The sequence below is a fragment of the Caballeronia sp. LZ043 genome, assembly GCF_031451075.1.
In the GTDB taxonomy this organism is placed as follows: domain Bacteria; phylum Pseudomonadota; class Gammaproteobacteria; order Burkholderiales; family Burkholderiaceae; genus Caballeronia.
Genome location: NZ_JARUXT010000001.1, coordinates 2,252,825 through 2,279,078 on the forward strand (window position 1 = coordinate 2,252,825; position 26,254 = coordinate 2,279,078).

Genomic DNA, 26,254 nt, shown 5'->3' on the forward strand with positions numbered 1-26,254 from the left:
CTTCCAACGTTCGCGCCTACCCGCGCGGATGATGCTCACGATGCAGCTTGTGCAGCCGCTCGCGCGCCACGTGCGTGTAGATCTGGGTCGTCGAGATGTCGGAGTGGCCGAGCAGGAGTTGCACGACGCGCAGGTCCGCGCCGTGGTTGAGCAGATGGGTGGCGAACGCGTGCCGCAAGGTGTGCGGCGAGAGAGGCGCATGCACGCCGCCGTTCAGCGCATGGCGCTTGATGATGTTCCAGAACTGCTGGCGCGTCATGCCCTCGCCGCGCGAGGTGACGAACAGCGCATCGGCGGCGCGGGGGCCGAGCAATGCCGGGCGCGATTCGCGCAGATAACGCTCGATCCATTCGTGCGCCTGCTCGCCGAACGGCACCAGGCGTTCCTTCGAACCCTTGCCCATCACGCGCACCACGCCCTCGTTCAGGCCCAGTTCCACCGTCTTCAGCGTCACTAGCTCGGTCACGCGCAGGCCGCTCGCGTACATCAGTTCGAGCATGGTGCGGTCGCGCAGGCCGCGCGGGGTGTCGGTATCGGGAGCGTGGAGCAGCGCCTCGACCTGCACTTCGTTCAAGGTGGAGGGAAAGCGCGGCGGCTGCTTGGCCGAACGCAGCTTGAGCGTCGGATCCGCCGCGGTGCGATGTTCGCGCATCGCCCATGCGTAGTAGCGGCGGAAGACGGACAAACGCCGGTTCGCCGAAGTCGCCTTGTCGCCGCGCCGGGCCGCCATGTAGCCGTTCATGTCGTTCTCGACGGCGGCATCGATCGACGCGCCGCGCGTCTTGCCGAGCCATTCGGCGAAGAGCTTCAGGTCGCGCCGGTAAGCTTCGAGCGAGTTCTTGGCAAGGCCGTGTTCGAGCCAGAGCGCGTCGCAGAAGAGGTCGATGGCGTCCCGGCTCGCGGCCAGCCCGGGCGTGTGGACCGGGTCGGTCGCCGCGTCCGTCGCGTCCGTTGCGTCCGCGGTGTCCGCTGGGTCCGTTGCGTTGATTGCGCTCGTCATGCGATGGATACACCTTCATGCGCCAGTAGCCAGCGCTTCACGTTGCGATAGAAACCGTCGCGGGGATGATGCGCGAATCCGCCGATTCCGCTCGCCGCGACGACCCGGTGGCACGGTATCACGATCGGCAGCGGATTGGAGCCGCACGCCTGCCCCACCGCGCGCGGCACGCTGCCTATCACCCGCGCCAGTTGCCCGTAGGTCCACACCTGTCCCTGCGCAATGCCGCTGATGCCCTGCCACACGCGCCGCTGAAACGCCGTACCGCCGATGCCGAGCGGCAGCTCGAAGCGCATCGACGGACTGTCGAAGTAACGGCGGATCTGCCCGGCCGCTTCGCGTGCCAGCGTCCCATGCGGCTCGATGCTGTCCGCGTCATCGGGCAAATAGACGATCTCGCGCACGCACGCTTCATCGGCGCGGATGCCCACCTTGCCGAACGGCGCGTCGATCACGGCATCGAATGGCTTCATGGTTGTTCCCCCTGGCTCTCTTGCTTTAGCGCCCACGCTACGTGCTCACGGACCAGCGCAGAAGCATCGTCCGCACGGGCTTCCAATGCGGCGACGATGGCCTCCCGCTCGCGGGCATCGAGCCCGGATGCGCGCAACGCATTGCCCATCGCCACCGCGATATTGCGCAGCCAGCGTTCGTGCCCGATGCGACGAATCGCGCTGCCCTGCATGCGCGTGTCGAAATCGTCCGCGCTCCAGGCGAACAGTTCAACCAGCGTCGCGCGATCCAGCCCGTGACGCACGTCGAAATCCGCGACCGGCGCAGCCTGCGCGAACTTGTTCCACGGACAGATCAGCTGGCAGTCGTCGCAGCCATAGACACGGTTGCCGATCAGCGGACGCATCTCTTCGGGAATGCTGCCATGCAGTTCGATCGTCAGGTACGAGATGCAGCGCCGCGCATCCACCCGATACGGCGCGACGATCGCCCCCGTCGGACAGGCGTCGATGCAGCGCGCGCACTGCCCGCAGTGCGCGCCGTCGTGCTGGGGATCCGGATCCACGGGCAGCGGCACGTCCACGAAAATCTCGCCGAGGAAGAACAGCGAACCCGCGTCGCTATCGAGCAGCAAGGTGTGCTTGCCGCGCCAGCCATTGCCCGCCTTCTGCGCCAGCGCCACCTCCAGCACCGGCGCGGAATCCGTGAACGCGCGATAGCCGAAGGCGCCGATCCCCCCTTCGATGCGCTCCGCGAGCTGCTGCAGCCGCTGCCGCATGACCTTGTGATAGTCGCGGCCGCGGGCGTAGACCGAGACCATCGCCTGCTCGGGCTGCGCAAGCCGCGACCACTCGATAGCACGCCAGTCGTTCTTCTGACCGTCGCCTGTCGCGACGCTTTCAGCGCCCGTTTGTGCGAGCGTCGCCGCGGGCAGATAGGCCATCCGCGCGGTGATGACACGTCGCGTGCCGGCCACAAGCTCGGCCGGCCGCGCGCGTTTCATCCCATGTTTGGCCATATAATCCATGTCGCCGTGATAGCCTGCTTCGAGCCACTCAGCAAGGCCTTGCTCGGCATCCGCCAGGTCGATATCGCTGATGCCGACCGCACCGAATCCCAACTCGCGCCCCCAGGTCTTGATGCGGTGCGCGAGTTCCGCCAGCGCAGCCTCCTCCATGCGAGTCGAGGCGCGCGACTCTGAGACGGACTCAGCGGCGGCGTCGCTGGACGCGGTCGTGATTTCAACGGAATGTTCCGGCAATCGGTTCATCACGATATTTTACGAGCAATGCCCGAAAGCCCCGACCGCATCACGCCCGATTCTTCTGCCGCGCTGCTCGAACGCCGCTTCGACCTGCGCGACGAAGCGGCCACGCTCGCGTTCGGCGCGCGCTTCGCGCAGGCCATCGACGCCACCCGCCAGCTCATTTCGCCTGAACGTTTCGCGGGCCTGCAAGTCCAGTTGATCGGGGATCTGGGCGCGGGCAAGACCACGCTCGTGCGCGCGACCTTGCGCGCGCTCGGGCACGAGGGCCGCGTCAAGAGTCCGACATACACGCTCGTCGAGCCGTACTCGCTCGCTACCCGCAGCGGTCCGCTCGACGTCTATCACTTCGATCTCTACCGCTTCGCCGATCCGGCCGAATGGGCCGATGCCGGCTTTCGCGAATATTTCGACCGGGGCGCCGTGTGCCTGGTCGAGTGGCCGCAGCAGGCAGGCGGACTGCTCGGCGTGCCGGATCTCGTGTTCCAGCTATCGCTGCCGGGCGAGCATGATGCGCCCGGCGATTCGAACGAAGAAGGCCGCGTGCTGACCGCGCGGGCGTTTAGCGAAACAGGAAAGACATGTCTCGAAAGATGTTGATCAAGCCGTTCCACTCGATCGAATCGAGCGCCACCGCGCCGCACAACTGGCGTCGCCGCCAGGTGCTGCGCGCAGGCGCTTCGACGCTCGTGCTCGCGCTCGTCGCGCCGAAGCTCGCCCATGCCAGCTCGGTGCTCGGCGTGCGCGTGTGGCCCGCGCGCGACTACACCCGCGTGACGATCGAATCGGACCAGCCGCTGCAGAACACCAACCAGATGCTGCAGGGACCGGACCGGCTCGTCGTCGATCTCTCCGGCATCGATCTCGACCAGGCGCTGCGCGACCTCGTCTCGAAGATCGCGCCGAACGATCCGCAGATCCAGGCCGTGCGCATCGGGCAATATCAGCCGCACGTGGTGCGCATGGTGTTCGACCTGAAGGGATCGGTGAAGCCGCAGGTGTTCACGCTGGGGCCGATCGGCAGCTACAAGTACCGGCTCGTGTTCGACCTGTACCCGGCCGTCGCGCCGGATCCGCTGATGGAATTGCTCGCGGAAACCGAGCGCAAGCAGGAAGCGCTCGACCGCGCCAATCCGAATCCGTCCGCGCCGCCGCCCGCCACACTGTCCGGGCCGACGACCGCGCAGAAGCCCGGCGCGTCCGACTCGACCGACGAGTTCTTCCAGAAGTACGCGCAGAACGACGCCGCGCCGACCGTTCCTGGGGCGCCGTCCATCCCCGTGCCGAAGCCCGCGCCGAAACCGCGCGTGCCGTCGGCGCCGCCGGTCATCGCCCAGAAGGACGACGACGATCAATACACCTTCTCCGCGCCCAAGCAGGGCGCCGGCACCACGCGCCTGCTGACGGTCGCGATCGATCCGGGACATGGCGGCGAGGATCCGGGCGCGATCGGCGGTCAGGGTACGTACGAGAAGCACATCGCGCTCGACATCGCGAAGAAGCTGCGCGCGAAGATCGACGCCCAGCCGAACATGCGCGCGATGATGACCCGCGACGCCGACTTCTTCGTGCCGCTCAACGTGCGCGTGCAGAAGGCCCAGCGCGTGTCCGCCGACCTGTTCGTGTCGATTCACGCCGACGCCTTCACCTCGCCCGATGCGCGCGGCTCGTCGGTGTTCGCGCTGTCGGACCATGGTGCGTCGAGCGCGGCGGCGCGCTGGATGGCGAACAAGGAGAATGCGTCGGACCAGGTGGGCGGCATCAACGTGAAGTCGCAGGATGCCAGCGTAAACCGCGCGCTGTTCGACATGTCGACGACCGCGCAGATCCGCGATTCCATGCGCTACGGCAGCTTCGTGCTGAACGAGATTGGCGGTATCAACAAGCTGCACAAGGGTTCGGTCGAACAAGCGGGCTTCGCCGTGCTGAAGGCACCGGACATTCCGTCGATCCTCGTGGAAACGGCCTTCATCAGCAACCCGGACGAGGAAACGCGCCTCAACGACGACGCCTATCGCGACAAGATGGCCAACGCCATTCTCAAGGGCATCAAGCGCTACTTCGCGGCCAATCCGCCGCTCGCGAAAAGCCGCATGACTTGAGACTCGCGCAGGAATTCGTTCAGCGCGCCGCCGGCATCAGCCGCTGAACGAGCCACTTGCCGAACACGTTCACTGCCAGTCCCGCCATCACCAGCGCCGCGCCGGCGATCTGCGCGGCGCTCAGGTCTTCGCCGAGATACACCGCCGCCGACACCAGTCCGATCACCGGCACGAGCAGCGAAAACGGTGCGACGCTCGCCGCCGGATAGCGCGCGAGCAGCTTGCCCCACAGGCTGTAGCCGACGATCGTCGCGACGAACGCGAGATAACCGATGGCGAGGACCGACACGAGCGGAATGGCGGCGAGACTGGATTCGATGCGCGCCGGGCCCTCGAAGATCAGCGACAGCGCGAGGAACGGCAACGGCGGGATCAGGCTGCCCCAGACGACGAGTGACAGCAGATCGACCTTGCCCATCGCTTTCGTCACGACGTTGCCGAGCGCCCACATCGCGGCGGCTGCCAGAGTGAAGAGGAAGCCGGTCAGGGTCATGGCGTGGCCGCCCTGGATGCCGATCAGCGCAAGACCGGCCGCGGCGATCACGAGTCCGACGAGATTGGCCGCGTGAATGCGCTCGCCGAGGAACATTGCAGCGAAGAACAGCGTGAAGAAGGCCTGCGCCTGCAGCACGAGCGAAGCAAGCCCCGCCGGCATGCCGACCGACATGCCATAGAACAGCAGCGCAAATTGTCCGAGCGAGATGGTGAGGCCGTACGCGAAGAGCCAGCGCAGCGGGATCTGGGGACGCTTGATGAAGACCGCGGGCGTGGCGGCCAACGCGAAGCGCAACGCGCCGAGCAGCATCGGCGGCACGCCGTGCAGGCCCAGCTTGATGACGACGAAGTTCACGCCCCACGCGAAAATGACCACCGTGGCGATCAGCAAGTCCCTTGGCGACATCGCCCTTCCCCTCGTGCCTGACGCAATGTTGTCGAGGCGCAAAGTGTAATTGAGCGACGCTTTGTTGCGCTTGTCAGATCGTGCACAAAACAGCACGGCGCTCGCGCCACCGAAGGGACGCGAGCGCCGGTAGACACGCAGCAGCGTATTACTTGCTCTGGCCCGACTCGGCCGCCGCGTTGTTGCCGGTGGTCGCCTCAGGCGTCTTCTTGCCCGACGACGGACGCGCCATATGCTTGCGCGGCTTCTTGTGCTGGGTCATGCCGCTCGAATTATCCGTGGTCGCTGCGGCGGCATCGTTGCCCATTGCCCCCGACGAATTGCCCGACGACGTTTGTGCAAACGCGCCGCCCGCGGCGGTCGCGGTGAATACGCCTGCGGCAATGGCCATCAACAGTTTGTTCTTGCTCATGTCTTTACTCCCCAGTCAGGTTGGATGACGTCGCGCGCGGCTGCGCGCATTTTCGAGAACGCGACGGCAGAAGATGGAGGACCGAATCAGAACCGGGAAGCGCATCTGCGCCGCGCGGCGTCGGCCGGTAGAATCGAAAGTTCCGCGAGCGCCAATCCGGCACTCCCATCACGTCCGCTTCCGCTCATGCCCTCGACCCCGCGCACGCTGCTCAAGCCTCACCAACACGACGTCGGCGGCCTGACAGTGCGGCGTGTCCTGCCCGCCCTGGCTGCCCGGACGGTCGGGCCATTCATCTTCTTCGACCACATCGGTCCCGCAACGCTCGTGCCCGGCAAGGGTCTCGACGTGCGTCCGCACCCGCACATCGGGCTCGCGACCGTCACCTATCTGTTCGAAGGCGCGATCATGCATCGCGACAGCGTAGGCTCAGTGCAGAAGATCGTTCCCGGCGACGTCAACTGGATGACCGCCGGACGCGGCATCGTCCATTCGGAACGCACGCCCGACGCGGAGCGCGCCGCCGGCCAGACGATGCACGGCATCCAGACGTGGGTGGCGCTGCCGGTGGCGAGCGAAGAGGTGGAGCCGTCGTTCGAGCATCACGCCGCCGCCGCGCTGCCGCAGATCGAACGCGATGGCGTCACATTGCGCGTGATTGCCGGCAGTGCGTTCGGCGCCACCGCGCCCACGCGCACTTTCTCGCCGACGCTCTACGTGGCCGCGCAGTTCGCGCCCGGCAGCGCGATCACGCTCGACACCGAGCACGAAGAGCGCGGCATCTATCTCGTCAGCGGCGACCTGAGCCTCGACGGCGAAGCGCTGCCCGAACAGCAGATGGCCGTGCTCGCGCCGGGCGCCGACGTGCGGCTCACGAGCGCCGGCGGCGCCGTCGCGATGCTGCTGGGCGGCGCGCCGCTCGACGGCACGCGCTTCATCGAATGGAATTTCGTGTCGAGTTCGCGCGACAAGATCGCGGCGGCCAAGACGGCCTGGAGCGAACAGCGCATGGGCCACGTGCCCGGCGAAAGCGAGTTCATCCCGTTGCCGCCGCAGCGCCGCGAACCGCAGGCGCCGGAAGCCTGACGCGCGGCGGAACTTGAAAAACCGCGCATCGTCCCTATTTGTACGAGATTGACTGCAGGCACTTGGAGAACGCATGGAAACGACCCTCGCCACTTTCGAGAACGATGTCATCAACGCGTCGATGCTGGCGCCCGTGCTCGTCGATTTCTGGGCGCCGTGGTGCGGCCCGTGCAAGACGCTCGGACCGATGCTCGAAAAGCTCGAAGCCGAAGCCGCCGGGAAATGGAAGCTCGTCAAGGTGAACGTCGATGAAAACCAGGAGCTCGCCGGGCACTTTCAGGTGCGCAGCATTCCGCACGTGATCGCCTTTGCAGAAGGCCGTCCGGTCGACCAGTTCATCGGCGTGCTGCCGGAAGGCCAGTTGCGCGAATTCCTGGACCGGCTCGTGCCGGCCGGGGCCGACGCCGAACGGCTCAGCGCGCAGGCCGCCTGGGCGGCGGGCAATCGCAAGCTCGCCATCGACACCATCAAGGCCGCCATCGCGCTCGATCCCGGCTATGACGACGCCCGTCTCGACCTGATCGAATGGCTGATCGCCGAGCGCCGCTACGACGAAGCGAAGGAAGAAGACAAGCTGCTGTCGCCGAAGACGACGCAAGGCATCGACGCACGCTACAACGCGCTGAAGACCGAGCTCGACGCCGCCGACGCAGCCGCCGATCTCCCGCCCGCCGACGCCCTGTACGCCGCCGTCGAAGCCCATCCGGACGATCTCGACGCCCGTTTCGCGCTGGCCAACCGGCTGATCGCGGGCCGCGAATTCGACGGCGCGCTGGAGCATCTGCTGGAAATCGTCGTGCGCGACCGCGCCTTCATGGACGATGTCGGCCGCAAGACCATGCTTTCGGTCTTCGAACTTGCCGCGAATCAGCCGGACGTCGTCTCGCGCTGGCGGCGCAGGCTCAGCGCGGCGATGAACTGAGCGGCGCTCGACGCTCCCTCAAAGACAAACGGCCAGCTCGTGCAGTTGGCCGTTTTGCATTGGCAACGCGCGACGCTCAGCCCGCGCGTTTCGCCAGATCCCTCAGCACGCGCGCGGCCGCCGCGAAGCCGAAGCTCGCCGTCACGCACACGCTCGAACCGAAGCCCGCGCAGTTGAGCCCGACCGGCCCCTGTTGTCCGCCGCCGGTTTCCAGATGCTCCGCGCCCTCGCTCAGATCGCAGACGGGCGCTTCGGGATAGATCAGCGGCTCGTCGGAATACACCGCGTTCACCTTGAAACGCGCCTTCGGGCCGCGCGGAAAGCCGTGCAGCTTGCGCAACTGGCCACGCACCTTCGACAGCAGCGGGTCCTGGATGGTCAGCGCGAGATCGTCGATGCGGATGCGCGTCGGATCGAGCTGCCCGCCCGCGCCGCCCACCGTGATCAACGCCTGCCTGTTCTTCACGCACCACGCGATCAATGCGGTCTTCGTGCGCACGCTGTCGATGGCGTCGACCACGTAGTCGAAGCCGGTGCCGAGCACCGCATCGAAGTTGCCGGGCTCGATGAAGTCCTCGATCTCGCGCACCTCGCACGCCGGATCGATCAGCCGGATGCGTTCGGCCATCGCCGTGACCTTGGCCTTGCCGTAGTTGCCGTCGAGCGCGTGGATCTGCCGGTTCGTATTGCTCTCGGCGACGTTGTCCAGATCGATCAGCGTCAGGCGGCCCACCGCGCTGCGCGCCAGCGCCTCCGCCACCCACGAACCGACGCCGCCAATGCCGATCACCGCGACGTGCGCGCGTTCGAACGCGGCCAGCGCGGGCGCACCGTACAGACGCGCAATGCCGCCGAAACGGCGCTCGCGGTCGGCGTCGTCGGCAGGGAAGGATGCGGGGAAAACGGAAGAAGCGTTCATGGCGGACGAGGTAAAAGCACACTGCACTGAAAGCAAATCTGAAGCCTGCCACAAGCCGAAAATCGCCCGAAGCTTGTGCTGCCTCAACACACGCTTTCAAATGCCTGTCGGTGTTTCGTTCAGGGGTACGGATTCATGCAAAATACGGCCGGATTGCGTATTCTGCCTTATCGAAACCCGTGACGTGATAGCCGCTCACGATCCTTCCTGTGCCTCCGGAGTCGCGCCCGGGTAATCAGGGCAAGATCGTTTCACGTTGGCTATACTGTCGCGACTGTAGCGTTTGCATAAAAATGACGACCCTCGCAGATCTTCGCCAAAACTACTCGCGCGGCGCGCTGGACGCGGCCGACGTGGACCCGAACCCAGTGCGTCAATTCGAAACCTGGTTCGCACAAGCACTCGATGCGAAGTTGCCCGAACCAAACGCCATGACGCTCGCCACCGTCGATGCAGCGGGCCGGCCTTCTGCCCGCATCGTGCTCATCAAGGGCGTCGACGAACGCGGCTTCGTCTTCTTCACCAATTACGACAGCCGCAAGGGCCGCGAGCTCGCCGCCAACTCCGCGGCAAGCCTGCTGTTCCATTGGATCGAACTCGAGCGCCAGGTGCGCATCGAGGGGCGCGTCGAAAAGACCAGCGACGCGGAAAGCGACACCTACTACGCCTCGCGTCCGCTCGGTTCGCGGATCGGCGCGTGGGCCTCGCCGCAGAGCGAGCCGCTCGACAGCCGCGCGACGCTCGAAGCGCGCGAGCGCGAGATGATCGCCCGCTACGGCGACGCGCCGCCGCGTCCGCCGCACTGGGGCGGTTATCGCGTCGTGCCCGACACCATCGAATTCTGGCAGGGACGCCCTTCGCGCCTGCACGACCGCATCGTCTACACGCGGGATCGTGCGGACGACGCATGGCGAATCACGAGACTCGCGCCCTGACGCGAGCACTGCGGCAAGCGAGACGACAACGGCAACGAGCATGAAGGCACACGCCTTCCCCTTGATTTTCTTAGCGCGGAGAAACAAGCATGTTCTGGGAGAAGAAGCTGACGCAATGGGTTGAGGAAGTGCGGGACCGGGCCAACCTGCCCGCGCGTCTCGTGCTGTGGGATGGCCAGCAGCATGACTTCGGCCAGTTCGCCGCGCCTCAGGTGACGCTGCATGTGAAGAGCGCGACCGCGCTGCAATACCTGCTCGAACCGACCCTCGACAATCTCGGTGAAGCCTATGTGAAGGGCAAGATCGACATCGAAGGGAAGCTGAGCGACATCATCAACATCGGCTATTCGCTCGCGAAGAGCACGGTGACCAACGCCAGCAAGCTGGCCCGCGTGCGGCGTTACTTCACGCACACGAAGGCGTCGGACAAGAAAGCCATCCAGTACCACTACGACGTGTCGAACGAGTTTTACCAGCTCTGGCTCGACAAGAACATGGTCTACTCCTGCGCGTACTTCGAGAACGGCGACGAAGACATCGACACCGCGCAGCTCAAGAAGATCGACCACATCCTGACCAAGATCCAGGTGCAGCCGGGGCACACGCTGCTCGACATCGGCTGCGGCTGGGGCGCGCTCGTGATTCGCGCGGCGCAGAAGTTCGGCGCGAAGTGCGTTGGCGTCACGCTCTCGGAAAACCAGTTCAAGCTGGCGACCGAACGCGTCAAGGCCGCCGGGCTCGAAGACAGGATCGAGATCCGCCTGCAGGATTACCGCGACATCCCGGGGCAGTTCGACCGCATCACGAGCGTCGGCATGTTCGAGCACGTCGGGCGCAAGAATCTGCCGGCCTATTTCGCGAAGATCCGCGAGCTGCTCGTCGATGACGGCGTCGCGATGAATCACGGCATCACCTCGTCGGATGCCGACAGCGGTGAAACGTCCTTCGGCGGCGGCGAGTTCATCGACAAATACGTGTTCCCGGACGGCGAACTGCCACACATCAGCCTCGCCTTGCAGACGATGCAGGAAGGCGGGCTGGAGGCGCTCGACGTCGAGAGCCTGCGCCGCCACTACGCGCACACGCTCGACCTGTGGGCCGACCGCTTCGAGGCCAATGCCGAGGAAGCGAAGAAGCTCGTGGACGACGAGCATTTCCGTATCTGGCGCGTGTATCTGGCAGGGTGCGCGTATGCATTCGAAAACGACGACGTGTCGATCTACCAGGTGATCTGCCGCAAGGCGGGACGCAGCGCGAAGACGCTGCCGTGGTCGCGGCGCTATATCTACGAGAAGGCGCTCTGAACCGCGACCTCACGCAGCACGGCGCAGGCGGGCCGGACGAGGACACTCTCGACCTGTTCGGCGAGCCTGCGCCGGTGGTGCGTGAGCCTGCGAAGCCCCTGCCGACGCCGAAGTCCACCAAAGCGCGCGGCGTGCTGCCCGCTCCGTCGCAGCCCGAACTCGAACTGCTTGCGCAACGCCTTCCCGATTCGATCCATCTCGGCACCTCGACATGGTCGTTTCCGGGCTGGCGCGGCATCGTCTACGGCGACGACTATTCGAACACCAAGCTCTCGCGCGACGGTCTCGCCGCTTATGGCGCGCATCCGCTGCTCAGAAGCGTGTCGATCGACCGCTCGTTCTATGCGCCGTTGTCGCTCGCCGAATACGCACGATACGCGTCGCAGGTGCCCGAACATTTCCGCTTCATCGTCAAGGCGCCGGCCTCCGTCACCGATGCCTTCGTGCGCGGCGAACGCGGCGCGCCCGACGCGGACAATCCCGCTTTCCTGAACGCGCAGATTGCCATCGATGAATTCGTGACGCCGTGCATCGGCGGATTGGGTGCGAAGGCCGGCGCGCTGGTGTTCCAGTTCTCGCCGCTGCCGGATGCGCTGGTGGTCGAGCCGGCGTTGTTCATCGATCGTCTCTCTGAATTCCTGAAGGCGCTGCCGCCGCTCGAAGGCGACGCCTGCTACGCGGTGGAAATACGCGACGCGGTCATGCTCACGCCGCGTTTTATCCGCGCGCTGCGGGAGGCGAAGGTGCGCTATTGCATCGGCGTGCACGCGCGCATGCCCGACGTGCGCCGCCAGGCGAAAGCGCTCGCGCTGCTGGATGAAGACGGCCTGGGACCGCTCGTCGTGCGCTGGAGCCTGCACAGCGGCTTCCGCTACGAACAGGCGAAGGCGAAGTACGAGCCGTTCGACCGGATCGTCGACGAGGATCTCGACACGCGCGAAGCGCTGGCCGAGCTGGCCGCGCAATATGCGATCGCGGGCCAGCCGGTGGTGATCGCGGCGAACAACAAGGCGGAAGGCTCCGCGCCGCTCACGTGCTTCGAGCTCGCGCGGGGCATTGCGGCGGCATGCGAACGCGCTTCGTAGGCGCGCTCACGCCTTTACGTCCTCATGCTTTGAGCCGATGCGCGAACTTCTTGCGGAACTTGGCGACCTTCGGCCCGACGACCGCCGCGCAGTAGCCCTGCTCCGGATGCTGCGCGAAGAAGTTCTGGTGATAGGCCTCGGCGGGATAGTAGTTGCCGTCGAGCGGGCTGACTTCCGTGACGATCCTGCCGCCGTAGATATCCTCGCGCTGGAGTTCCTCGATCACGTCGAGCGCAATCTTGCGCTGCTCGTCCGAATGCGTGAACACGACGGAGCGGTACTGCGTGCCGGTATCGGCGCCCTGGCGGTTGAGCTGGGTCGGATCGTGGGTCGCGAAAAAGATCTCGAGGATTTCCCGGAAGCCGATGACCGAAGGATCGAACACGACCTTCACCACTTCGGCGTGGCCGGTGTCGCCGCCGCAGACCTGTTCGTACGACGGATTCAGCACCTTGCCACCCGCGTAGCCCGATTCGACCGATGCCACGCCCTGCACGGCCAGGAACACCGCTTCGGTACACCAGAAACAACCGCCGCCGAGCGTCGCGGTTTCAAATCCGGCCTGCTCATTCTGCTGGGTCTGCTGAGTCATAAGGCGCAACTCCTCATCAAGTGCATGCGGCGCTTGCCGCGGATCATGCATATGGATGCGCACGGCCGCTTCTTCAATGCGTGCGCGGCCGGGATGCATTCATCGAGTTTATTGGGTTTGGACAGGCGACGCTGAATGGCATCGCAGGCAGAAAACCTGCTTGCCCGGTACGGCCTTGAACGTCCGGCCACAGCCGATTCCGCTAGAATCGCAACACATCACCTGTTTTTACATGACTTCCGAAAAGTCTCACCGACTGAAGCGCGACGCGCGGCCGGCTCGGTAGCACACGGCAGACTCGACCGCCCATCCGCACCATGACACGCGCCAAAGCCCCGAATTTCGATCCGTCAGCGTTTCGCACCGCACTCGGCCAGTTCGCGACCGGTGTCACCGTCATCACGACGCTCACGCCGTCCGGCCAGCCCATCGGCATTACGGCAAGCTCGTTCAACTCCGTGTCCCTCGACCCGCCGCTCGTGCTGTGGAGCCTCGCGACCCGGTCGGCGTCCATGGCGGTCTTCCGCTCGAACAGTCATTACGTGGTCAATGTGCTGGCGGCGTCGCAGCTCGACTTGTGCCGGCGCTTCGCGACGGTCAAGGGCGACCGTTTCGCGGGCGTGTCGCACGCGGCCGGCGACAGCGGCATGCCCGTGCTGGACGGGGCCATCGCCTGGTTCGAGTGTCACAACCGCAGCCGCTATGACGAAGGCGATCACGTGATCTTCGTCGGCGAAGTGGAACGGTGCGGCGTGCGCGAAGACGGCGACCCCGCCGCGCCGCTCGTCTTTCAGGCGGGCGGGTTCCATACCCTCGGACCGCTGGACTGATTCGGAACTTCGCTTCGCTCAGGACGCCGCTGAAGATGTCCCTGAGGCCACCGCAGAAGACGCCCTCTCGATCCGCACGGCCGGCTGGTCGATCAGCGCGACCGGCACGCCCGCGTCGTCTTTCATCGTTTGCAGCACGATGTTCGAGCGGATGTCGATCACGCCGGGCGCCTTGTACAGCTTCGAGAGAATGAAGTCGGAATAGTGCTTGAGGTTGTGCGCGAGCACGCGCAGCACGTAGTGCGTGTCGCCGGTGACGACGAACGCGCCGACCACCTCCGGCCAGTCGCGCACGGCGGCGGCGAACTTCTCGTGCCAGTTTTCTTCGTCGTTGCGCATCGAGACGTGGACGAACGCTTCGAGTTCGATGCCGAGGCGTTCGCGGTCGAGGCACGCGCGATAGCTCGCAATCACCCCTTCTTCTTCGAGCAGACGCATTCGGCGCAGGCACGCCGACGGCGAGAGCGAAATGCGCTCCGCCAGGTCCAGGTTGCTGATCCGTCCATCTTCCTGCAGTACCGCCAGAATTCGGCAATCCGTTGCATCGAGCGTGAAGCCGGTCATTTTTGATTCCCCTAGGCCCGTTTCATCGAATTATGTTCTAAGCGCGACACTTTTGGGTATTTATTTCGCAAGCACCTTGCGAGACAACACGACTATGATTTGACGCATCTCCACGCTTTCTGCTAAGGCGCGTCATGACGCTGCTGGATATTTCCCCGCCCATCGAACCCGCCACGCCCGTCTGGCCGGGCGATACGCCTGTCGGCATCGAACGCGTGTGGCGCATGGAAGCGGGCTCGCCGGTCAACGTCGCGCGGCTCACGCTGTCGCCGCACACCGGCGCGCACGCCGACGCCCCGCTCCATTACGACGAACACGGCGCGCCGATCGGCGCCGTCGCGCTGGACACCTATCTCGGCGCGTGCCGGGTCGTGCATTGCGTCGGCGTCGCGCCGCTCGTGCTGCCGGAGCATGTTGCCGGGCAGCTCGACGGCATGCCGCCGCGCGTCCTGCTGCGCACCTACCGGAATGCGCCGCTCGACGCCTGGGACAGCGCCTTCACCGCGGTCGCGCCCGAGACCATCGACCTGCTGGCCCGGCACGGCGTGAGGCTCATCGGCATCGATACGCCGTCGCTCGATCCGCAGGAATCGAAAACCATGGACGCGCACCGGCGCATCCGCGCGCACGGCATGGCGATCCTCGAAGGCCTGGTGCTCGATGCCGTCGCGCCGGGCGATTACGAACTGATCGCCCTGCCGCTCAAATTGTCCACGCTCGACGCCAGCCCGGTGCGCGCCGTCCTGCGTCCGCTGGCCTGATTCATAGTCATAGCCGATCTTTATTACAGAAATGGAATTTTCGATGCGACATCGTGACGAAGCTGCGGCGCTAGACCGCGGCGACCCGCTGCGCGCCCTGCGCGAGCAGTTCGCCCTCGCCGACGGCGTGATCTATCTCGACGGCAATTCGCTCGGCGTGCCGCCGAAGGCCGCTGCGACGCGCGCGGCGAGCGTGATCGGCGCGGAATGGGGCGAAGGCCTGATCCGCAGCTGGAACACGGCCGGCTGGTTCGCGCTGCCGAAGCGCCTCGGCAACAAGCTCGCGCCGTTGATCGGCGCGGCCGAGGATGAAGTCGTCGTGACCGACACGATCTCCACGAATCTGTTCAAGGTCCTGTCCGCTGCACTGAAGCTGGCGCACGAGCGCGATCCGAAGCGCCGCGTGATCGTCTCCGAACGTTCAAACTTCCCGACCGACCTGTACATCGCGCAAGGCCTGATCGAGCAACTGGACCGCGGCTACGAGTTGCGCCTGGTCGACGATCCGTCCGAACTGCCCGCCGCCATCGACGAGCACACGGCGCTCGCGATGATCACGCACGTCAATTACCGCACTGGCGCCATGCACGACATGGCCGCGCTCACGCCGATGATCCAGCGCGCGGGCGCGCTCGCCGTGTGGGATCTGGCGCATTCGGCGGGCGCGGTGCCGGTCGACCTGAACGGCGTCGGCGCGGATTACGCGGTCGGTTGCACCTATAAGTACCTGAATGGCGGCCCGGGTTCGCCGGCCTTCGTCTGGGTGCCGAAGCGCCATCAGAACGCGTTTTCGCAGCCGCTGTCCGGCTGGTGGGGCCATCGGAAGCCGTTCGAAATGAACCCGGTCTATCGTCCGGACGACGGCATCGGACGCTTCCTGTGCGGCACGCAGCCAATCGTCTCGATGGCGCTGGTCGAATGCGGTCTCGATGTCTTCCTGCAAACCGACATGCAGGCGCTGCGCCGCAAGTCGCTCGCGCTGAGCGATCTGTTCATCCAGTTGGTCGAGACGCGCTGCGGCGAATTTCCGCTGTCGCTGGCCACGCCGCGCGAGCACGCGCAACGCGGTTCGCAGGCGAGCTTCGAGCATCCGCATGGTTATGAGGTGATGCAGGCGCTAATCGCGCGGGGTGTGATCGGCGATTATCGCGAGCCGCGCATCCTGCGTTTCGGCTTCACGCCGCTCTACACGCGGTTCGTGGATGTGTGGGATGCCGTCGAGATCCTGCGCGACGTGCTCGCGACCGAAAGCTGGCGGGCGCCCGAATTCGCCGAGCGGGCGTCGGTGACCTGAACGGACGACGATCATGACCCAGACCCAAGGCTGCCCGTTCGGGCATGGCGCGTCCAGCACGACCAACACGGGCGACACGGGCGACACCGCCGGTGTCGATCAGAAAGAAGGCTGGCACGAAGCCAAGCTCGACTTCACCGACTCGATGAGCTACGGCGATTACCTCGGCCTCGATGCGATCCTGAGCGCGCAGCATCCGCTCTCGCCGGATCACAACGAGATGCTGTTCATCGTGCAGCATCAGACCAGCGAGCTGTGGATGAAGCTCGCGCTCTACGAACTGCGCGCGGCGCTGGCGGCGGTGCATCGCGACGAACTGCCGCCCGCGTTCAAGATGCTCGCGCGTGTGTCGCGCATTTTCGAGCAGCTGGTGCAGGCGTGGAACGTCCTCGCGACGATGACGCCCTCCGAATACACCGCGATGCGCCCGTATCTCGGGCAATCGTCGGGATTCCAGTCGCATCAGTACCGGCAGATCGAATTCATGCTCGGCAACAAGAACGAGCAGATGCTGAAGCCGCACGCGCATCGCCCGGAAATCCACGCGCAGGTGCGGGAAGCGCTCGAAGCGCCGTCCTTCTACGACGAAGTGATTCGCCTGCTGCCCCGGCGAGGTTTCGAGATCGATCCCGCGCGCCTCAACCGCGACTGGTCGCAGCCGACCACCCACGATGCGTCGGTCGAAGCGGCCTGGCTCGCGGTGTATCGCGATCCGTCGCGGCACTGGGACCTCTATGAAATGGCGGAAGAACTGGTCGACCTGGAAGACGCGTTCCGGCAATGGCGCTTCCGGCATGTGACGACGGTGGAACGCATCATCGGTTTCAAGGGCGGCACGGGCGGTACGGCCGGCGCGTCCTATCTGCGCAAGATGCTCGATGTCGTGCTGTTTCCGGAGCTGTGGCACGTCCGGACGGTGCTGTAAGCGCTCGAGCGTTCAGGCCAGCCGCGCGGCCAGCGCCTTGATACGAGGGCCGATGGTCTCGCGGAAGTACGCCTCGCCCATCGACGACGCTGGCCCGCTGCTCGACAGCACCAGCCAGCGCCCGTTGCGCAAATCGCGGAACGGCGCGGCGACGGCGTTGACGTCGTCGTGCCATTCGCGGAACGAGTAGCAGCAGCCGTCGCGCGCGAATTCGTCGAGCGCGGCGCGCGCCGCATCGACCTTGTCCGCACCCTCGTTGCGGCCGAGTTCATCCAGCAGCGCCTCGCGCGCCGCCGGTTCCTGTACGGCGAGCCAGGCGCGGCCCATCGAACTGGTCAGCATCGACAGACGCGAGCCGGGCGCGAGGCCGAGCGTCAGCGCGGTCTCGCTGCGGATGGTGTCGAGATAGATCATGTCGAGCCCGTCGCGGCAGCCCAGCGACACCGCCGCGCCGATCTCCCTGGCCAGCGCGCGCATGTGCGGACGCGCCAGTTCGAGCGTGTCCGACTCCGCCAGCAAGGTGAAACCCAGCGACAGCACGCCGGTGTCGAGCGCATATTTGCCGGCGGATTCGTCGAAGCGCAGATAGCCGAGTATCGTCAGCGTGTAGGCGAGGCGGTTGACCGTCGCCTTCGGCAAGCCGGTGCGTTCGACGAAATCACGATTGCCGAGCAGTGTCTCGCCCGGACGGAACGCACGCAGCAGATCGAGCCCGCGCGCCAGCGCGACCACGAACTTGCGCTCGTCGAGATCTTCCGGCGCGACATGGCGCAATGAAGCGGGCGTGGAATTTCGATTGGAGTCGGCTGACATCGGATGCTAGACTCAAGGCTGATTTGCAAAACATTGTTTCGCCTAGCGGAACGCATGTCAAGCGCGCGTGCCGGGTTCCTGATACGACATCCCGCCCGGGGCAGCGCTTTTCACTGAATTCAGGAGATCGCACATGGCCGAAGCCGCCCGTTTCAACTGGGAAGATCCGCTGCTGCTGGATCAGCAACTGAGCGAAGACGAGCGCATGGTGCGCGACGCGGCCCGCGCCTACGCGCAGGACAAGCTTCAGCCGCGCGTCATGCAGGCGTTCCGCGAGGAAAAGACGGATCCGTCGATCTTCCGCGAGATGGGCGAACTCGGCTTGCTCGGACCGACCATTCCGGAACAGTACGGCGGCCCAGGCCTCAACTACGTGTGCTACGGCCTGATCGCGCGTGAAGTGGAGCGCGTGGATTCGGGCTATCGCTCGATGATGTCGGTGCAGTCGTCGCTCGTCATGGTGCCGATCAACACCTTCGGCAGCGACGCGCAAAAGGAAAAGTATCTGCCGAAGCTCGCACGCGGCGAATGGATCGGCTGCTTCGGGCTGACCGAGCCGAACGCCGGGTCGGATCCCGCCGGCATGACGACCCGCGCGAAGAAGGTGCAGGACGGCTATTCCCTCTCCGGCACGAAGATGTGGATCTCGAATTCGCCCATCGCGGACGTGTTCGTGGTCTGGGCCAAGCTGGAGGAAGACGGCCGTGACGACATCCGCGGCTTCATCCTCGAAAAAGGCTGGAAGGGACTGTCCGCCCCGGCGATCCACGGCAAGGTGGGACTGCGCGCGTCGATCACAGGCGAGATCGTGATGGACGAAGTGTTCGTGCCGGAAGACAACCTGCTGCCGGACGTGCGCGGCCTGAAGGGTCCGTTCACGTGCCTGAACTCGGCGCGCTACGGCATTTCATGGGGCGCGCTCGGCGCCGCCGAAGCGTGCTGGCATACGGCCCGGCAATACACGCTGGACCGCAAGCAATTCGGCCGGCCGCTTGCGGCGAACCAGTTGATCCAGAAAAAGCTCGCCGACATGCAGACGGAAATCACGCTGGGTCTGCAAGGCGTGCTGCGTCTGGGACGCATGAAGGACGAAGGCACGGCCGCGGTGGAGATCACCTCCATCATGAAGCGCAATTCGTGCGGCAAGGCGCTGGATATCGCCCGCCTTGCGCGCGACATGCTCGGCGGCAACGGCATCTCCGATGAATTCGGCGTGGCGCGGCATCTGGTGAATCTGGAAGTGGTGAACACCTATGAAGGCACGCACGATATTCACGCGCTGATTTTGGGACGCGCGCAGACGGGTATCCAGGCGTTTTTCTGACGGCACGGCTTTATTTGGATGGTGTGAGTGAGCCGGCACTTGCCGGCTCTATGCGTTTCAGAACCGCCAGCCTTTGTAACTTTCGATCCGCCTCTGAAACTTTTACGGGACAGATCGTATCCATTCCAGATGATGTCGAAGCTTTGACCAGTCACAGCGCCGCGGCCGCGTCAGGGTGTCATTCGCGGAACTGGAATGAAATCTGCGTAATCTGGCCTGCGAGAGTGAGCCTCCTCGTCAGCGACCCCATCTTTGGTTACGATTCGCGTAGCCTCATCGATTGGAGCCTTTAATGTCAGAAATCAACAAGGAGCGATTCATGTCGGATATCAAAACCGTACTCGCTGACGCCGAAGACCTTTTGAAGCAAGCGGCGACCGCCACCGGTGAACGCGCCTCCGAGCTTCGCGAGACCGCGCTTGCCCGCCTCAAGCAGGCGAAGGAAAAGGCCGCCGATGCGCAAGTCGTCGTCATCGAACGAGGCAAGAAAGCGGCGCGCGCCACCGATGACTATGTGCATGAACATCCGTGGGCGTCCATTGGCATTGCGGCCGGCCTCGGCATGGTGATCGGGCTGCTCATCAATCGAAAGTAGAGAACGCACGGGCCTGCCTCGCTGTCGAGGGCAATGGCCCGTTGTTTGCTGAATCCGTATCCGTCGGGGTCGCAAGTGGACTGAACCGTAAGCGCCTTGCCCGGGCGCCCGGCTCGACATTCGTACCGGCTGGCCGCTCCGCGCGCCGGCCGGAAGTACACCAAGCGGCACCACTGCGCTTCTCGCATTCAAGCCATGACGACAGAACGGCCACCGCAGCAATCGTCCCCCGGACCATTGCGACGCATCTTGACCTCCGCCTTCGCCATCTTCGAGACGCGCCTTGAACTGATCGGCATCGAGCTCCAGGAAGAGAAGGAACGTCTGATCGGCGTCCTGTTCCTTGGACTTACCGCCATGATGCTCGCGATGATGGCGCTCATCTCGCTGACCGTCCTGATCGCAATTTTCTTCTGGGACACGTACCGCTGGCAGGCGTTGGGCGGCATCACGTTGCTGTACGCGCTGATTGCAATCGCATGCGGCCTGCGGGCGCGCAGCAACCTGCGCGACGCGCCGCACCTGTTCGACGACACACTCTCCGAGTTCCGCAAGGACCGCGACATGTTTCGTTGATCCCCGATCCGCGCACCTGAATCCGCCATGAGCCAACAAGACGACACCTTCAAGACGCCGAAGCGCGACAAGATGCAGAAGCTGCGCACACCCCACATGCGTGCGCTGCGCAAGGAATTGCTGATTGCGCGCGCGGACGTTGAACGCATGGAAATGCGCCAGGCCACGCACGACCTGCGCTCGTCCATCACGCATTTCAGCTTCCTGCGCTTTCTGATGCCAGGCGGCGGCACCAGCCGTTGGAGCAAACGCGGCCGTGGCGCGTCGGGGGGCGGCGTCGGCGGGATGCTGGGATCGCTGCTCGGCTCGAAGAACATCGGCGTGCTGTTCAAGCAGTATCCGATCATCGGCTCCGTCGCCTCGCTCGTGCTCACCAAGACGGTGCGGACCAAGCTCCTGAGCGGCGCCAAGCCGCTGCTCAAGTGGGGCGGCCTCGGATTTGCCGGCTGGGAAGCCTGGCGCATCTATCAGCAGATGAAGTCGAACACGCCCGAGACTTCGAACGACGCCGTCGATCCGACGGTGTTCTGATTCCCTTCCGCCCCACTACATTCTCCCCGCCCAGCAGGCAACCGACTGTGCCGTGTCCAACGGCGCGGTCGCACCGGGCGCGCGATTCCAGCGCAGTCCGGTGGCATCGACGACAAACACACCGCACGCGTCATCCTGCATCTCGCCGGGGGTGACCGGCGCGGCTTCGATTCCATATCCGCCGTTGGTCGCGTTCTCAGGCAGCACGGTGAGGCGATAGACGGCCCTGCCGCTTGATGGCGCCTGATCGAAACCCGCGCTCAGGACGATGGCATCGGCGCTGGCCGCGACCTGCCCGAGCCGCGCCGTTTCGACGAACTGGACCGCCTTGAGCGCTGCGGTGGCGGCATCGACGCGATGCGTCTTCGTCACATGAGTCCGATAAGCCGGTACGGCGAAAGCCGCCATGACCGCGGCCACGGCGAGCGCGATCATCAATTCGAGCAGACTGAACGCTGCTTCCCTCGTTGCTTCGACGCGTTCCATGCGCACCTCTCAGAACGGCCTGGCGACGACGCGCCGCCAATGCTGCGCGCTGACGTCGTCGGCGACGTCGATGCGCAACTGCAGCCACGTTTCCGAGTCCGGCGTGGCGCCGAAACCGCGCGCGGTGATCAGGTAGGAAACCTCGGCCGTGCCCGGCGGATGCGTCCACGCTTCGATCAGGCATTGCGGCGCGCGGTAGGCATATGGCCAGGTATCGAATGGCCTAACGGCCAGCGGTGCCGCGCCTTCGAACGAAGCCTTCGAGCGCCAGCGCGATGGCTCGCTGTTCATGGCCGGCAGCGCGGCCGCGAGCATTCCGCTGCAGCGAAGCAGCGCGCCGTCCGCCGCGTGAAATGCCTGGACCCGTTCGCGCGTGGCAACCGTCGAGCGCGCCGCGACGAGCGAGGTTTGCAGCCAGGCGCTCGCGGTGACCAGCATCATCGCGGCGAGCATCAGGACGATGGGCAACGTGGCGCCGCGCGAGTGTGAGCGTGAAGGTGAGCGTGCTTTCATGGCTCAACCGGCCTCGCGCGCCGACAGAAGCGGCGCATTGCGCAGCGCGACGCGCCGCCAGAAGGCTTGTCGGGCGCGGCCGTCGTCGCTGTAGGCGGGGACGCCGTCGCAATCGACATGATTAACGCGGCGTTTCGCCTGCGCCGTGAAGCCGCGCACCAGCACGCAGAGATCCACCGCATGCACCTCCTTCCAGCGTCCGCGAGCGATACCCGAAGCGGCCAGCGCGACAGGCGCGCCCGGCAGCCAGTACAGGGCGCGAATACGCTCGACGCCCTCGACGATCGGCTGCGCCTGCTTGCCGTTGCCTTCGCAATAAAGTTCGGGCTCGCCGGTGGAGGTGCTGGCCTTCGCGTGGAAGCGATTGGTGGCGTAGGTGTCGGGGACTGCCTGGCCGAGGCAGTCGGTGGGCGCGCCGCCAGAAGTCGGCCATGTAGCGATGACGTCGGCCGCGTAGCGGACCTGCACGCCGTCCGAGCGGCTCGCGAGCGTTTCGCAGGAAGCGACCCCCTCCTCGCCGATCACGCGCCCCTGCGCACAACCGAAGATAGGCGCGTCCAGCCCGGCGTGCGGGTCGAGGTCGGCGCTGAATCCTGCCATCTGCAACTGCTGGCCGAGCATGTCCAGCGCGACCGACGCGGCTTCGTGCATGCGCACTGCGTCGGCGGCGCGTTCGAAAGCCGCGCGCTGGGCGCGGTAGAGCGAGAGACATGCGCTCACGATCGACAGCCCCAGCGCAAGTGCGATGCTCAGTTCGAGCAGCGTGTGCCCGCGCGAGCGTGAAGAGTGGAAGCGCGGATTCATCGCGCGAACGCCACGGCAACGCACGACGAGCGCGGCGGCGCCTGCGGCTCCGGACAGGCCTGCCCGCCCTCCTCCGCGTGCCAGCTCACGGTCGCGACATGCACGCCGGCTGCGCGATCGAACACGGCGACGTCGCCTGCGGGAAGCATGGACGCCGCTCTCGTGCGCCATTGCGACAGGATTGCCGCGCTATCCGCGTCGCCGCGCATCCCTTCGGCCACGGAATCCGCAATGAGCGCGGCGCGCTCGCGCAGCAGCGCCATGCGCTCGCCCCGCGCCAGCGCGCTCTGCAGGCCGGTCAGCCCTAATCCGGTCACCGCCGTGAGCGAAAGCGCAATCATCACCTCGACCAGCGAGTCACCGCGTTGAACACGCTTCATGCCGATGCTCCACAGGCGCCCTGCGTCATGCGCGCGCGCCCGCCCGCCGCAAGGCGGACGCAGCGCCGCGGCGCCGCGCTCGCGGAGGATTCGCCGCGGCGCGAAGCGAACTCGAAACTGCGAAATCCGCCGATCACCTGCCCCGAGGGCGGCGTGAAGGACATGTCACTCGACGTTCCCGCGATGGATACCGACGACATCGCCGCATGCAACCGCAACAACACCGGCACGCCTTCTCGCTCGACGAACAGTCCCCAGCCGCACGACCAATCGATGGCGCCGCCCTCGCAACTACGCCCGGTCGCGAGGCAACGACGCGCGGCATCGATCCGGCAAAGCGTGACGCGCACGCCGCGCCGAATGGTTTCGGCGCGAGCGAGTGAAAGCGTGGAAAAGAGCGCATGCGCGCGGGCATCGACCTGATCGCGCATTTGCCAGGACACGAATGGGGGCGCGGCGAACATCGCGACGATCGCCATTACGGCGAGCACGACGCACAGCTCGACGAGCGTGACACCTGGAGGTATCCGGTGAAGCTTCTGGACCATCTGCATGCCTTATCGAGTGGATTGAGCCGGAGAGCCCAATCTAACGACAAAGCATGCCGCCCGCCATTAGCCGGATGGACGAGTGTTCATGCCGCCCGAAGCCCGGCACACTGCGCGGACGAACGGCTGGAAACCTGTCTGGGAGAAAGAGATGCGTGAAAAATCAGCGCTTGCGCGTGGTGGTTTTCTTCGGCGCGGCACGCCGGAATTCCTCGAGCACGTCCTCGAATTCGGAGACATCCTCGAAACGCTTGTAGACGGAAGCAAAACGAACGTAGGCAATGGTGTCGAGCTGGCGCAACTCGTTCATGACGAGTTCGCCGAGCCGCTCGCTCTGCACTTCGCGCTCGCCGCTGCCGAGCAGCTGATACTCGATGCGCGCGACGGAGGCATCCACTGCATCCGCCGCAACGGGCCGCTTCCGGAGCGCGAGCTGCATGCTGGAAACGATCTTGCGCCGGTCGAACTCCACGCGGCTGCCATCCTTCTTGACGACCGAGGGCAGCGCCAGCTCCACCCGTTCATACGTGGTGAAGCGCTTGTCGCACGCGGGACAGCGGCGCCGGCGCCGGATCGCCGCGCCGTCCTCCGACACGCGAGAATCCACGACCTGGGTGTCTTCGTGTCGGCAGAACGGGCAGCGCATGAGCGTCGGACTCGCAGATTAACGGTAGACCGGGAAACGCTTGGTCAGGTCGGACACCTGAGCGCGCACGCGCTCGAGGTTCGCCTGGTCTTCCGGGTTGTCGAGCACGTCGGCGATCAGGTTGCCCACCAGCTCCGCTTCCTTCGTGCCGAAGCCGCGCGTGGTCATGGCCGGCGAGCCGAGACGCACGCCGCTCGTGACGAACGGCTTTTCCGGATCGTTCGGAATGGCGTTCTTGTTGACCGTGATGTGCGCGGCGCCGAGCGCGGCTTCAGCAGCCTTACCCGTGATCTTCTTCGCGCGCAGGTCGACCAGCATCACGTGGCTTTCCGTCCGGCCCGAGACAATGCGCAGGCCACGCTTCACCAGCGTTTCCGCCAGCACGCGCGCGTTCTCGACCACGGCCTGCTGATAGGTCTTGAACTCCGGCGAGAGCGCTTCCTTGAACGCAACGGCCTTGGCGGCAATCACGTGCATCAGCGGACCGCCCTGGATGCCCGGGAAAATCGCCGAGTTGATCTGCTTTTCGAACTCGGCCTTCATCAGGATCACGCCGCCGCGCGGGCCGCGCAGGCTCTTGTGCGTGGTCGTGGTGACGAAGTCGGCGTGCGGCACCGGGTTCGGATACACGCCGGCGGCAACCAGGCCGGCATAGTGCGCCATGTCCACCATGAAGTAGGCGCCGACGCTCTTGGCGATCTTCGAAAGACGCTCGAAGTCGATCTTCAGCGCAAACGCCGAAGCGCCCGCGACGATCAGCTTCGGCTTGTGTTCCTTGGCGAGCGCTTCGGTCTTTTCGTAGTCGATGTCTTCAGCTTCGTTCAGGCCGTAGCTCACGACGTTGAACCACTTGCCCGACATGTTCACGGGCGAGCCGTGCGTCAGGTGGCCGCCTTCGGCGAGGCTCATGCCCATGATCGTGTCGCCCGGCTTGAGCACCGCGAAGAACACGCCCTGGTTGGCCTGCGAACCGGAGTTCGGCTGCACGTTCGCCGCTTCCGCGCCGAACAGCTGCTTCACGCGGTCGATGGCGAGCTGCTCCACCACATCCACGTACTCACAACCGCCGTAATAGCGCTTGCCCGGATAGCCTTCGGCGTATTTGTTGGTGAGTTGCGAACCTTGCGCGGCCATGACCGCCGGCGAGGTGTAGTTTTCCGACGCGATCAGTTCGATGTGATCTTCCTGGCGGCGGTTTTCCTGCTCGATCGCCTTGAGCAGTTCGGGATCGACTTTGGCGAGGGTACTTTCGGCTCTGTCAAACATACGTTTTCCGTGAGTTCAATACAGGTTGACCGGATCGCGCGCGCGCCATGTTCGAAGTTGACTTCAAAGCAGACTTCAAGGCAGACGCAGGGGACGCTGGACACCGAGGATGTCCAGGCGCGACGGATGAGGGAAAAATCCGATTTCGCAAGGCGGACAGCCACCGGCAACGCAGCAACGGCGTGCGGATCTCAGCTGCCCAGGCGAACGGCAAAACGACGCTCCGCGCTTCCTGGTGGGTCGCTCCACCTTGAATCCGAAGATTCTATCGCCAGTCACGCGGGGTTTGAGCGTTGTAGTGTAATGGGCGGCCCCGCTTTAGGCAACCGGCTCCCCAGGCCCGCCAGATGGCGCGGGACGGCGCTTAAAGCACGATCGTTCGCACCCGTGATTGCTTGCCGCGATGCATCAATGGAAGTACCC

At 65.3% G+C, this 26,254-nt stretch carries 31 protein-coding genes and 1 riboswitch; of the genes, 15 read left to right on the forward strand and 16 right to left on the reverse strand.

Annotated elements, in window-relative coordinates:
- Positions 1–16 precede the first annotated feature (16 nt).
- Genes xerD through queG form a run of 3 tightly spaced genes read right to left on the reverse strand, consistent with a single transcriptional unit; the run spans position 17 to position 2,723 of the window.
- Positions 17–1,000 (reverse strand): site-specific tyrosine recombinase XerD, encoded by a 984-nt coding sequence (gene xerD, locus QCE64_RS10225; protein WP_309918257.1) that lies wholly within the window; start codon positions 998–1,000, stop codon positions 17–19.
- Positions 997–1,473, reverse strand: a complete 477-nt coding sequence (locus tag QCE64_RS10230; protein ID WP_310003668.1) for a methylated-DNA--[protein]-cysteine S-methyltransferase — start codon at positions 1,471–1,473, stop codon at positions 997–999. Before QCE64_RS10230 ends, xerD begins: the two co-directional genes overlap by 4 nt.
- Positions 1,470–2,723: a tRNA epoxyqueuosine(34) reductase QueG gene (gene queG, locus QCE64_RS10235; protein ID WP_310004202.1), complete on the reverse strand. Its 1,254-nt coding sequence runs from the start codon at positions 2,721–2,723 to the stop codon at positions 1,470–1,472. The genes QCE64_RS10230 and queG overlap by 4 nt, the downstream gene beginning before the upstream one ends.
- 18 nt (positions 2,724–2,741) lie before the next feature.
- Between queG and tsaE the strand changes: the two genes are divergently transcribed.
- On the forward strand, positions 2,742–3,317 hold the full coding sequence (gene tsaE, locus QCE64_RS10240; RefSeq protein WP_310003669.1) for a tRNA (adenosine(37)-N6)-threonylcarbamoyltransferase complex ATPase subunit type 1 TsaE: 576 nt from the start codon (positions 2,742–2,744) through the stop codon (positions 3,315–3,317).
- Positions 3,299–4,819: an N-acetylmuramoyl-L-alanine amidase gene (locus QCE64_RS10245; RefSeq protein WP_310003671.1), complete on the forward strand. Its 1,521-nt coding sequence runs from the start codon at positions 3,299–3,301 to the stop codon at positions 4,817–4,819. Before tsaE ends, QCE64_RS10245 begins: the two co-directional genes overlap by 19 nt.
- A 19-nt stretch (positions 4,820–4,838) precedes the next feature.
- On the opposite strand, the gene QCE64_RS10250 is transcribed toward QCE64_RS10245, so the two are convergent.
- Positions 4,839–5,720 carry an EamA family transporter gene (locus tag QCE64_RS10250; protein WP_310003674.1) on the reverse strand — a complete coding sequence of 294 codons (882 nt, stop codon included), beginning with the start codon at positions 5,718–5,720 and terminating at the stop codon, positions 4,839–4,841.
- 148 nt (positions 5,721–5,868) lie between these two features.
- Positions 5,869–6,132, reverse strand: a complete 264-nt coding sequence (locus QCE64_RS10255; RefSeq protein ID WP_309918276.1) for a hypothetical protein — start codon at positions 6,130–6,132, stop codon at positions 5,869–5,871.
- 186 nt (positions 6,133–6,318) lie between these two features.
- Between QCE64_RS10255 and QCE64_RS10260 the strand changes: the two genes are divergently transcribed.
- Positions 6,319–7,218 (forward strand): pirin family protein, encoded by a 900-nt coding sequence (locus tag QCE64_RS10260; RefSeq protein WP_310003676.1) that lies wholly within the window; start codon positions 6,319–6,321, stop codon positions 7,216–7,218.
- Positions 7,219–7,291: 73 nt separating this feature from the next.
- Positions 7,292–8,140, forward strand: a complete 849-nt coding sequence (gene trxA, locus QCE64_RS10265) for a thioredoxin (RefSeq protein WP_309918280.1) — start codon at positions 7,292–7,294, stop codon at positions 8,138–8,140.
- A gap of 76 nt (positions 8,141–8,216) precedes the next feature.
- Here trxA and QCE64_RS10270 read toward each other — a convergent pair whose 3' ends face one another.
- Positions 8,217–9,059, reverse strand: a complete 843-nt coding sequence (locus tag QCE64_RS10270; RefSeq protein ID WP_310003678.1) for a tRNA threonylcarbamoyladenosine dehydratase — start codon at positions 9,057–9,059, stop codon at positions 8,217–8,219.
- A gap of 293 nt (positions 9,060–9,352) precedes the next feature.
- Between QCE64_RS10270 and pdxH the strand changes: the two genes are divergently transcribed.
- The 3 genes from pdxH (at position 9,353) to QCE64_RS10285 (ending at position 12,383) form a co-directional block, all read left to right on the forward strand.
- Positions 9,353–9,994, forward strand: coding sequence for a pyridoxamine 5'-phosphate oxidase (gene pdxH, locus QCE64_RS10275; protein WP_309918285.1), 642 nt, complete (start codon positions 9,353–9,355; stop codon positions 9,992–9,994).
- An 89-nt stretch (positions 9,995–10,083) separates the two neighbouring features.
- The gene (locus QCE64_RS10280; RefSeq protein WP_309918288.1) at positions 10,084–11,298 is read left to right on the forward strand and encodes a cyclopropane-fatty-acyl-phospholipid synthase family protein; all 1,215 of its coding nucleotides are present in this window, start codon (positions 10,084–10,086) and stop codon (positions 11,296–11,298) included.
- Positions 11,299–11,372: 74 nt separating this feature from the next.
- Positions 11,373–12,383: a DUF72 domain-containing protein gene (locus QCE64_RS10285; protein ID WP_404987360.1), complete on the forward strand. Its 1,011-nt coding sequence runs from the start codon at positions 11,373–11,375 to the stop codon at positions 12,381–12,383.
- 22 nt (positions 12,384–12,405) lie between these two features.
- Here the strand turns inward: QCE64_RS10285 and msrA are convergent, their stop codons facing one another.
- On the reverse strand, positions 12,406–12,975 hold the full coding sequence (gene msrA, locus QCE64_RS10290; RefSeq protein WP_309918290.1) for a peptide-methionine (S)-S-oxide reductase MsrA: 570 nt from the start codon (positions 12,973–12,975) through the stop codon (positions 12,406–12,408).
- A 317-nt stretch (positions 12,976–13,292) separates the two neighbouring features.
- Here msrA and QCE64_RS10295 point away from each other — a divergent pair, with 317 nt between their 5' ends.
- A complete protein-coding gene (locus QCE64_RS10295; protein ID WP_309809660.1) occupies positions 13,293–13,805 on the forward strand; it encodes a flavin reductase family protein in 513 nt (170 codons plus the stop codon).
- Between the two features lie 18 nt (positions 13,806–13,823).
- Here the strand turns inward: QCE64_RS10295 and QCE64_RS10300 are convergent, their stop codons facing one another.
- Entirely contained in the window at positions 13,824–14,369 is a 546-nt protein-coding gene (locus QCE64_RS10300) for an Lrp/AsnC family transcriptional regulator (RefSeq protein ID WP_309918292.1), read from the reverse strand.
- Between the two features lie 134 nt (positions 14,370–14,503).
- On the opposite strand from QCE64_RS10300, the gene kynB reads away from it, so the two are divergent.
- The 3 genes from kynB to kynA are packed head-to-tail and all read left to right on the forward strand — an operon-like array spanning position 14,504 to position 17,349.
- Positions 14,504–15,130: an arylformamidase gene (gene kynB, locus QCE64_RS10305; protein ID WP_309918295.1), complete on the forward strand. Its 627-nt coding sequence runs from the start codon at positions 14,504–14,506 to the stop codon at positions 15,128–15,130.
- A gap of 43 nt (positions 15,131–15,173) precedes the next feature.
- Positions 15,174–16,424 (forward strand): kynureninase, encoded by a 1,251-nt coding sequence (kynU, locus tag QCE64_RS10310; protein WP_310003679.1) that lies wholly within the window; start codon positions 15,174–15,176, stop codon positions 16,422–16,424.
- 13 nt (positions 16,425–16,437) lie between these two features.
- Positions 16,438–17,349 (forward strand): tryptophan 2,3-dioxygenase, encoded by a 912-nt coding sequence (gene kynA, locus QCE64_RS10315; RefSeq protein WP_310003681.1) that lies wholly within the window; start codon positions 16,438–16,440, stop codon positions 17,347–17,349.
- 12 nt (positions 17,350–17,361) lie between these two features.
- On the opposite strand, the gene QCE64_RS10320 is transcribed toward kynA, so the two are convergent.
- Positions 17,362–18,162, reverse strand: coding sequence for an IclR family transcriptional regulator (locus QCE64_RS10320; RefSeq protein WP_309930851.1), 801 nt, complete (start codon positions 18,160–18,162; stop codon positions 17,362–17,364).
- A 133-nt stretch (positions 18,163–18,295) separates the two neighbouring features.
- On the opposite strand from QCE64_RS10320, the gene QCE64_RS10325 reads away from it, so the two are divergent.
- The 4 genes from QCE64_RS10325 (at position 18,296) to QCE64_RS10340 (ending at position 21,188) form a co-directional block, all read left to right on the forward strand.
- Entirely contained in the window at positions 18,296–19,486 is a 1,191-nt protein-coding gene (locus tag QCE64_RS10325; protein WP_309918306.1) for an acyl-CoA dehydrogenase, read from the forward strand.
- Positions 19,487–19,778: 292 nt separating this feature from the next.
- Positions 19,779–20,081, forward strand: a complete 303-nt coding sequence (locus tag QCE64_RS10330; RefSeq protein ID WP_309809675.1) for a DUF883 family protein — start codon at positions 19,779–19,781, stop codon at positions 20,079–20,081.
- Between the two features lie 195 nt (positions 20,082–20,276).
- Entirely contained in the window at positions 20,277–20,657 is a 381-nt protein-coding gene (locus QCE64_RS10335) for a phage holin family protein (protein WP_309919834.1), read from the forward strand.
- A gap of 27 nt (positions 20,658–20,684) precedes the next feature.
- Positions 20,685–21,188, forward strand: coding sequence for a DUF3318 domain-containing protein (locus tag QCE64_RS10340; RefSeq protein ID WP_309930855.1), 504 nt, complete (start codon positions 20,685–20,687; stop codon positions 21,186–21,188).
- 15 nt (positions 21,189–21,203) lie between these two features.
- Here QCE64_RS10340 and QCE64_RS10345 read toward each other — a convergent pair whose 3' ends face one another.
- The 7 genes from QCE64_RS10345 to glyA form a co-directional block, all read right to left on the reverse strand.
- Positions 21,204–21,674 carry a type IV pilin protein gene (locus QCE64_RS10345; RefSeq protein WP_310003683.1) on the reverse strand — a complete coding sequence of 157 codons (471 nt, stop codon included), beginning with the start codon at positions 21,672–21,674 and terminating at the stop codon, positions 21,204–21,206.
- A 9-nt stretch (positions 21,675–21,683) separates the two neighbouring features.
- On the reverse strand, positions 21,684–22,187 hold the full coding sequence (locus QCE64_RS10350; protein ID WP_309930859.1) for a pilus assembly PilX N-terminal domain-containing protein: 504 nt from the start codon (positions 22,185–22,187) through the stop codon (positions 21,684–21,686).
- 3 nt (positions 22,188–22,190) lie between these two features.
- The gene (locus QCE64_RS10355) at positions 22,191–22,991 is read right to left on the reverse strand and encodes a PilW family protein (protein ID WP_309930861.1); all 801 of its coding nucleotides are present in this window, start codon (positions 22,989–22,991) and stop codon (positions 22,191–22,193) included.
- A complete protein-coding gene (locus tag QCE64_RS10360; RefSeq protein ID WP_310003685.1) occupies positions 22,988–23,371 on the reverse strand; it encodes a prepilin-type cleavage/methylation domain-containing protein in 384 nt (127 codons plus the stop codon). The genes QCE64_RS10355 and QCE64_RS10360 overlap by 4 nt, the downstream gene beginning before the upstream one ends.
- Positions 23,368–23,925, reverse strand: a complete 558-nt coding sequence (locus tag QCE64_RS10365) for a GspH/FimT family pseudopilin (RefSeq protein ID WP_310003687.1) — start codon at positions 23,923–23,925, stop codon at positions 23,368–23,370. The genes QCE64_RS10360 and QCE64_RS10365 overlap by 4 nt, the downstream gene beginning before the upstream one ends.
- 157 nt (positions 23,926–24,082) lie before the next feature.
- Positions 24,083–24,565 carry a transcriptional regulator NrdR gene (gene nrdR, locus QCE64_RS10370; RefSeq protein ID WP_309809690.1) on the reverse strand — a complete coding sequence of 161 codons (483 nt, stop codon included), beginning with the start codon at positions 24,563–24,565 and terminating at the stop codon, positions 24,083–24,085.
- A gap of 18 nt (positions 24,566–24,583) precedes the next feature.
- On the reverse strand, positions 24,584–25,831 hold the full coding sequence (glyA, locus tag QCE64_RS10375; protein ID WP_309930865.1) for a serine hydroxymethyltransferase: 1,248 nt from the start codon (positions 25,829–25,831) through the stop codon (positions 24,584–24,586).
- A gap of 190 nt (positions 25,832–26,021) precedes the next feature.
- Positions 26,022–26,120, reverse strand: a riboswitch (ZMP/ZTP riboswitch).
- Positions 26,121–26,254: the final 134 nt, after the last annotated feature.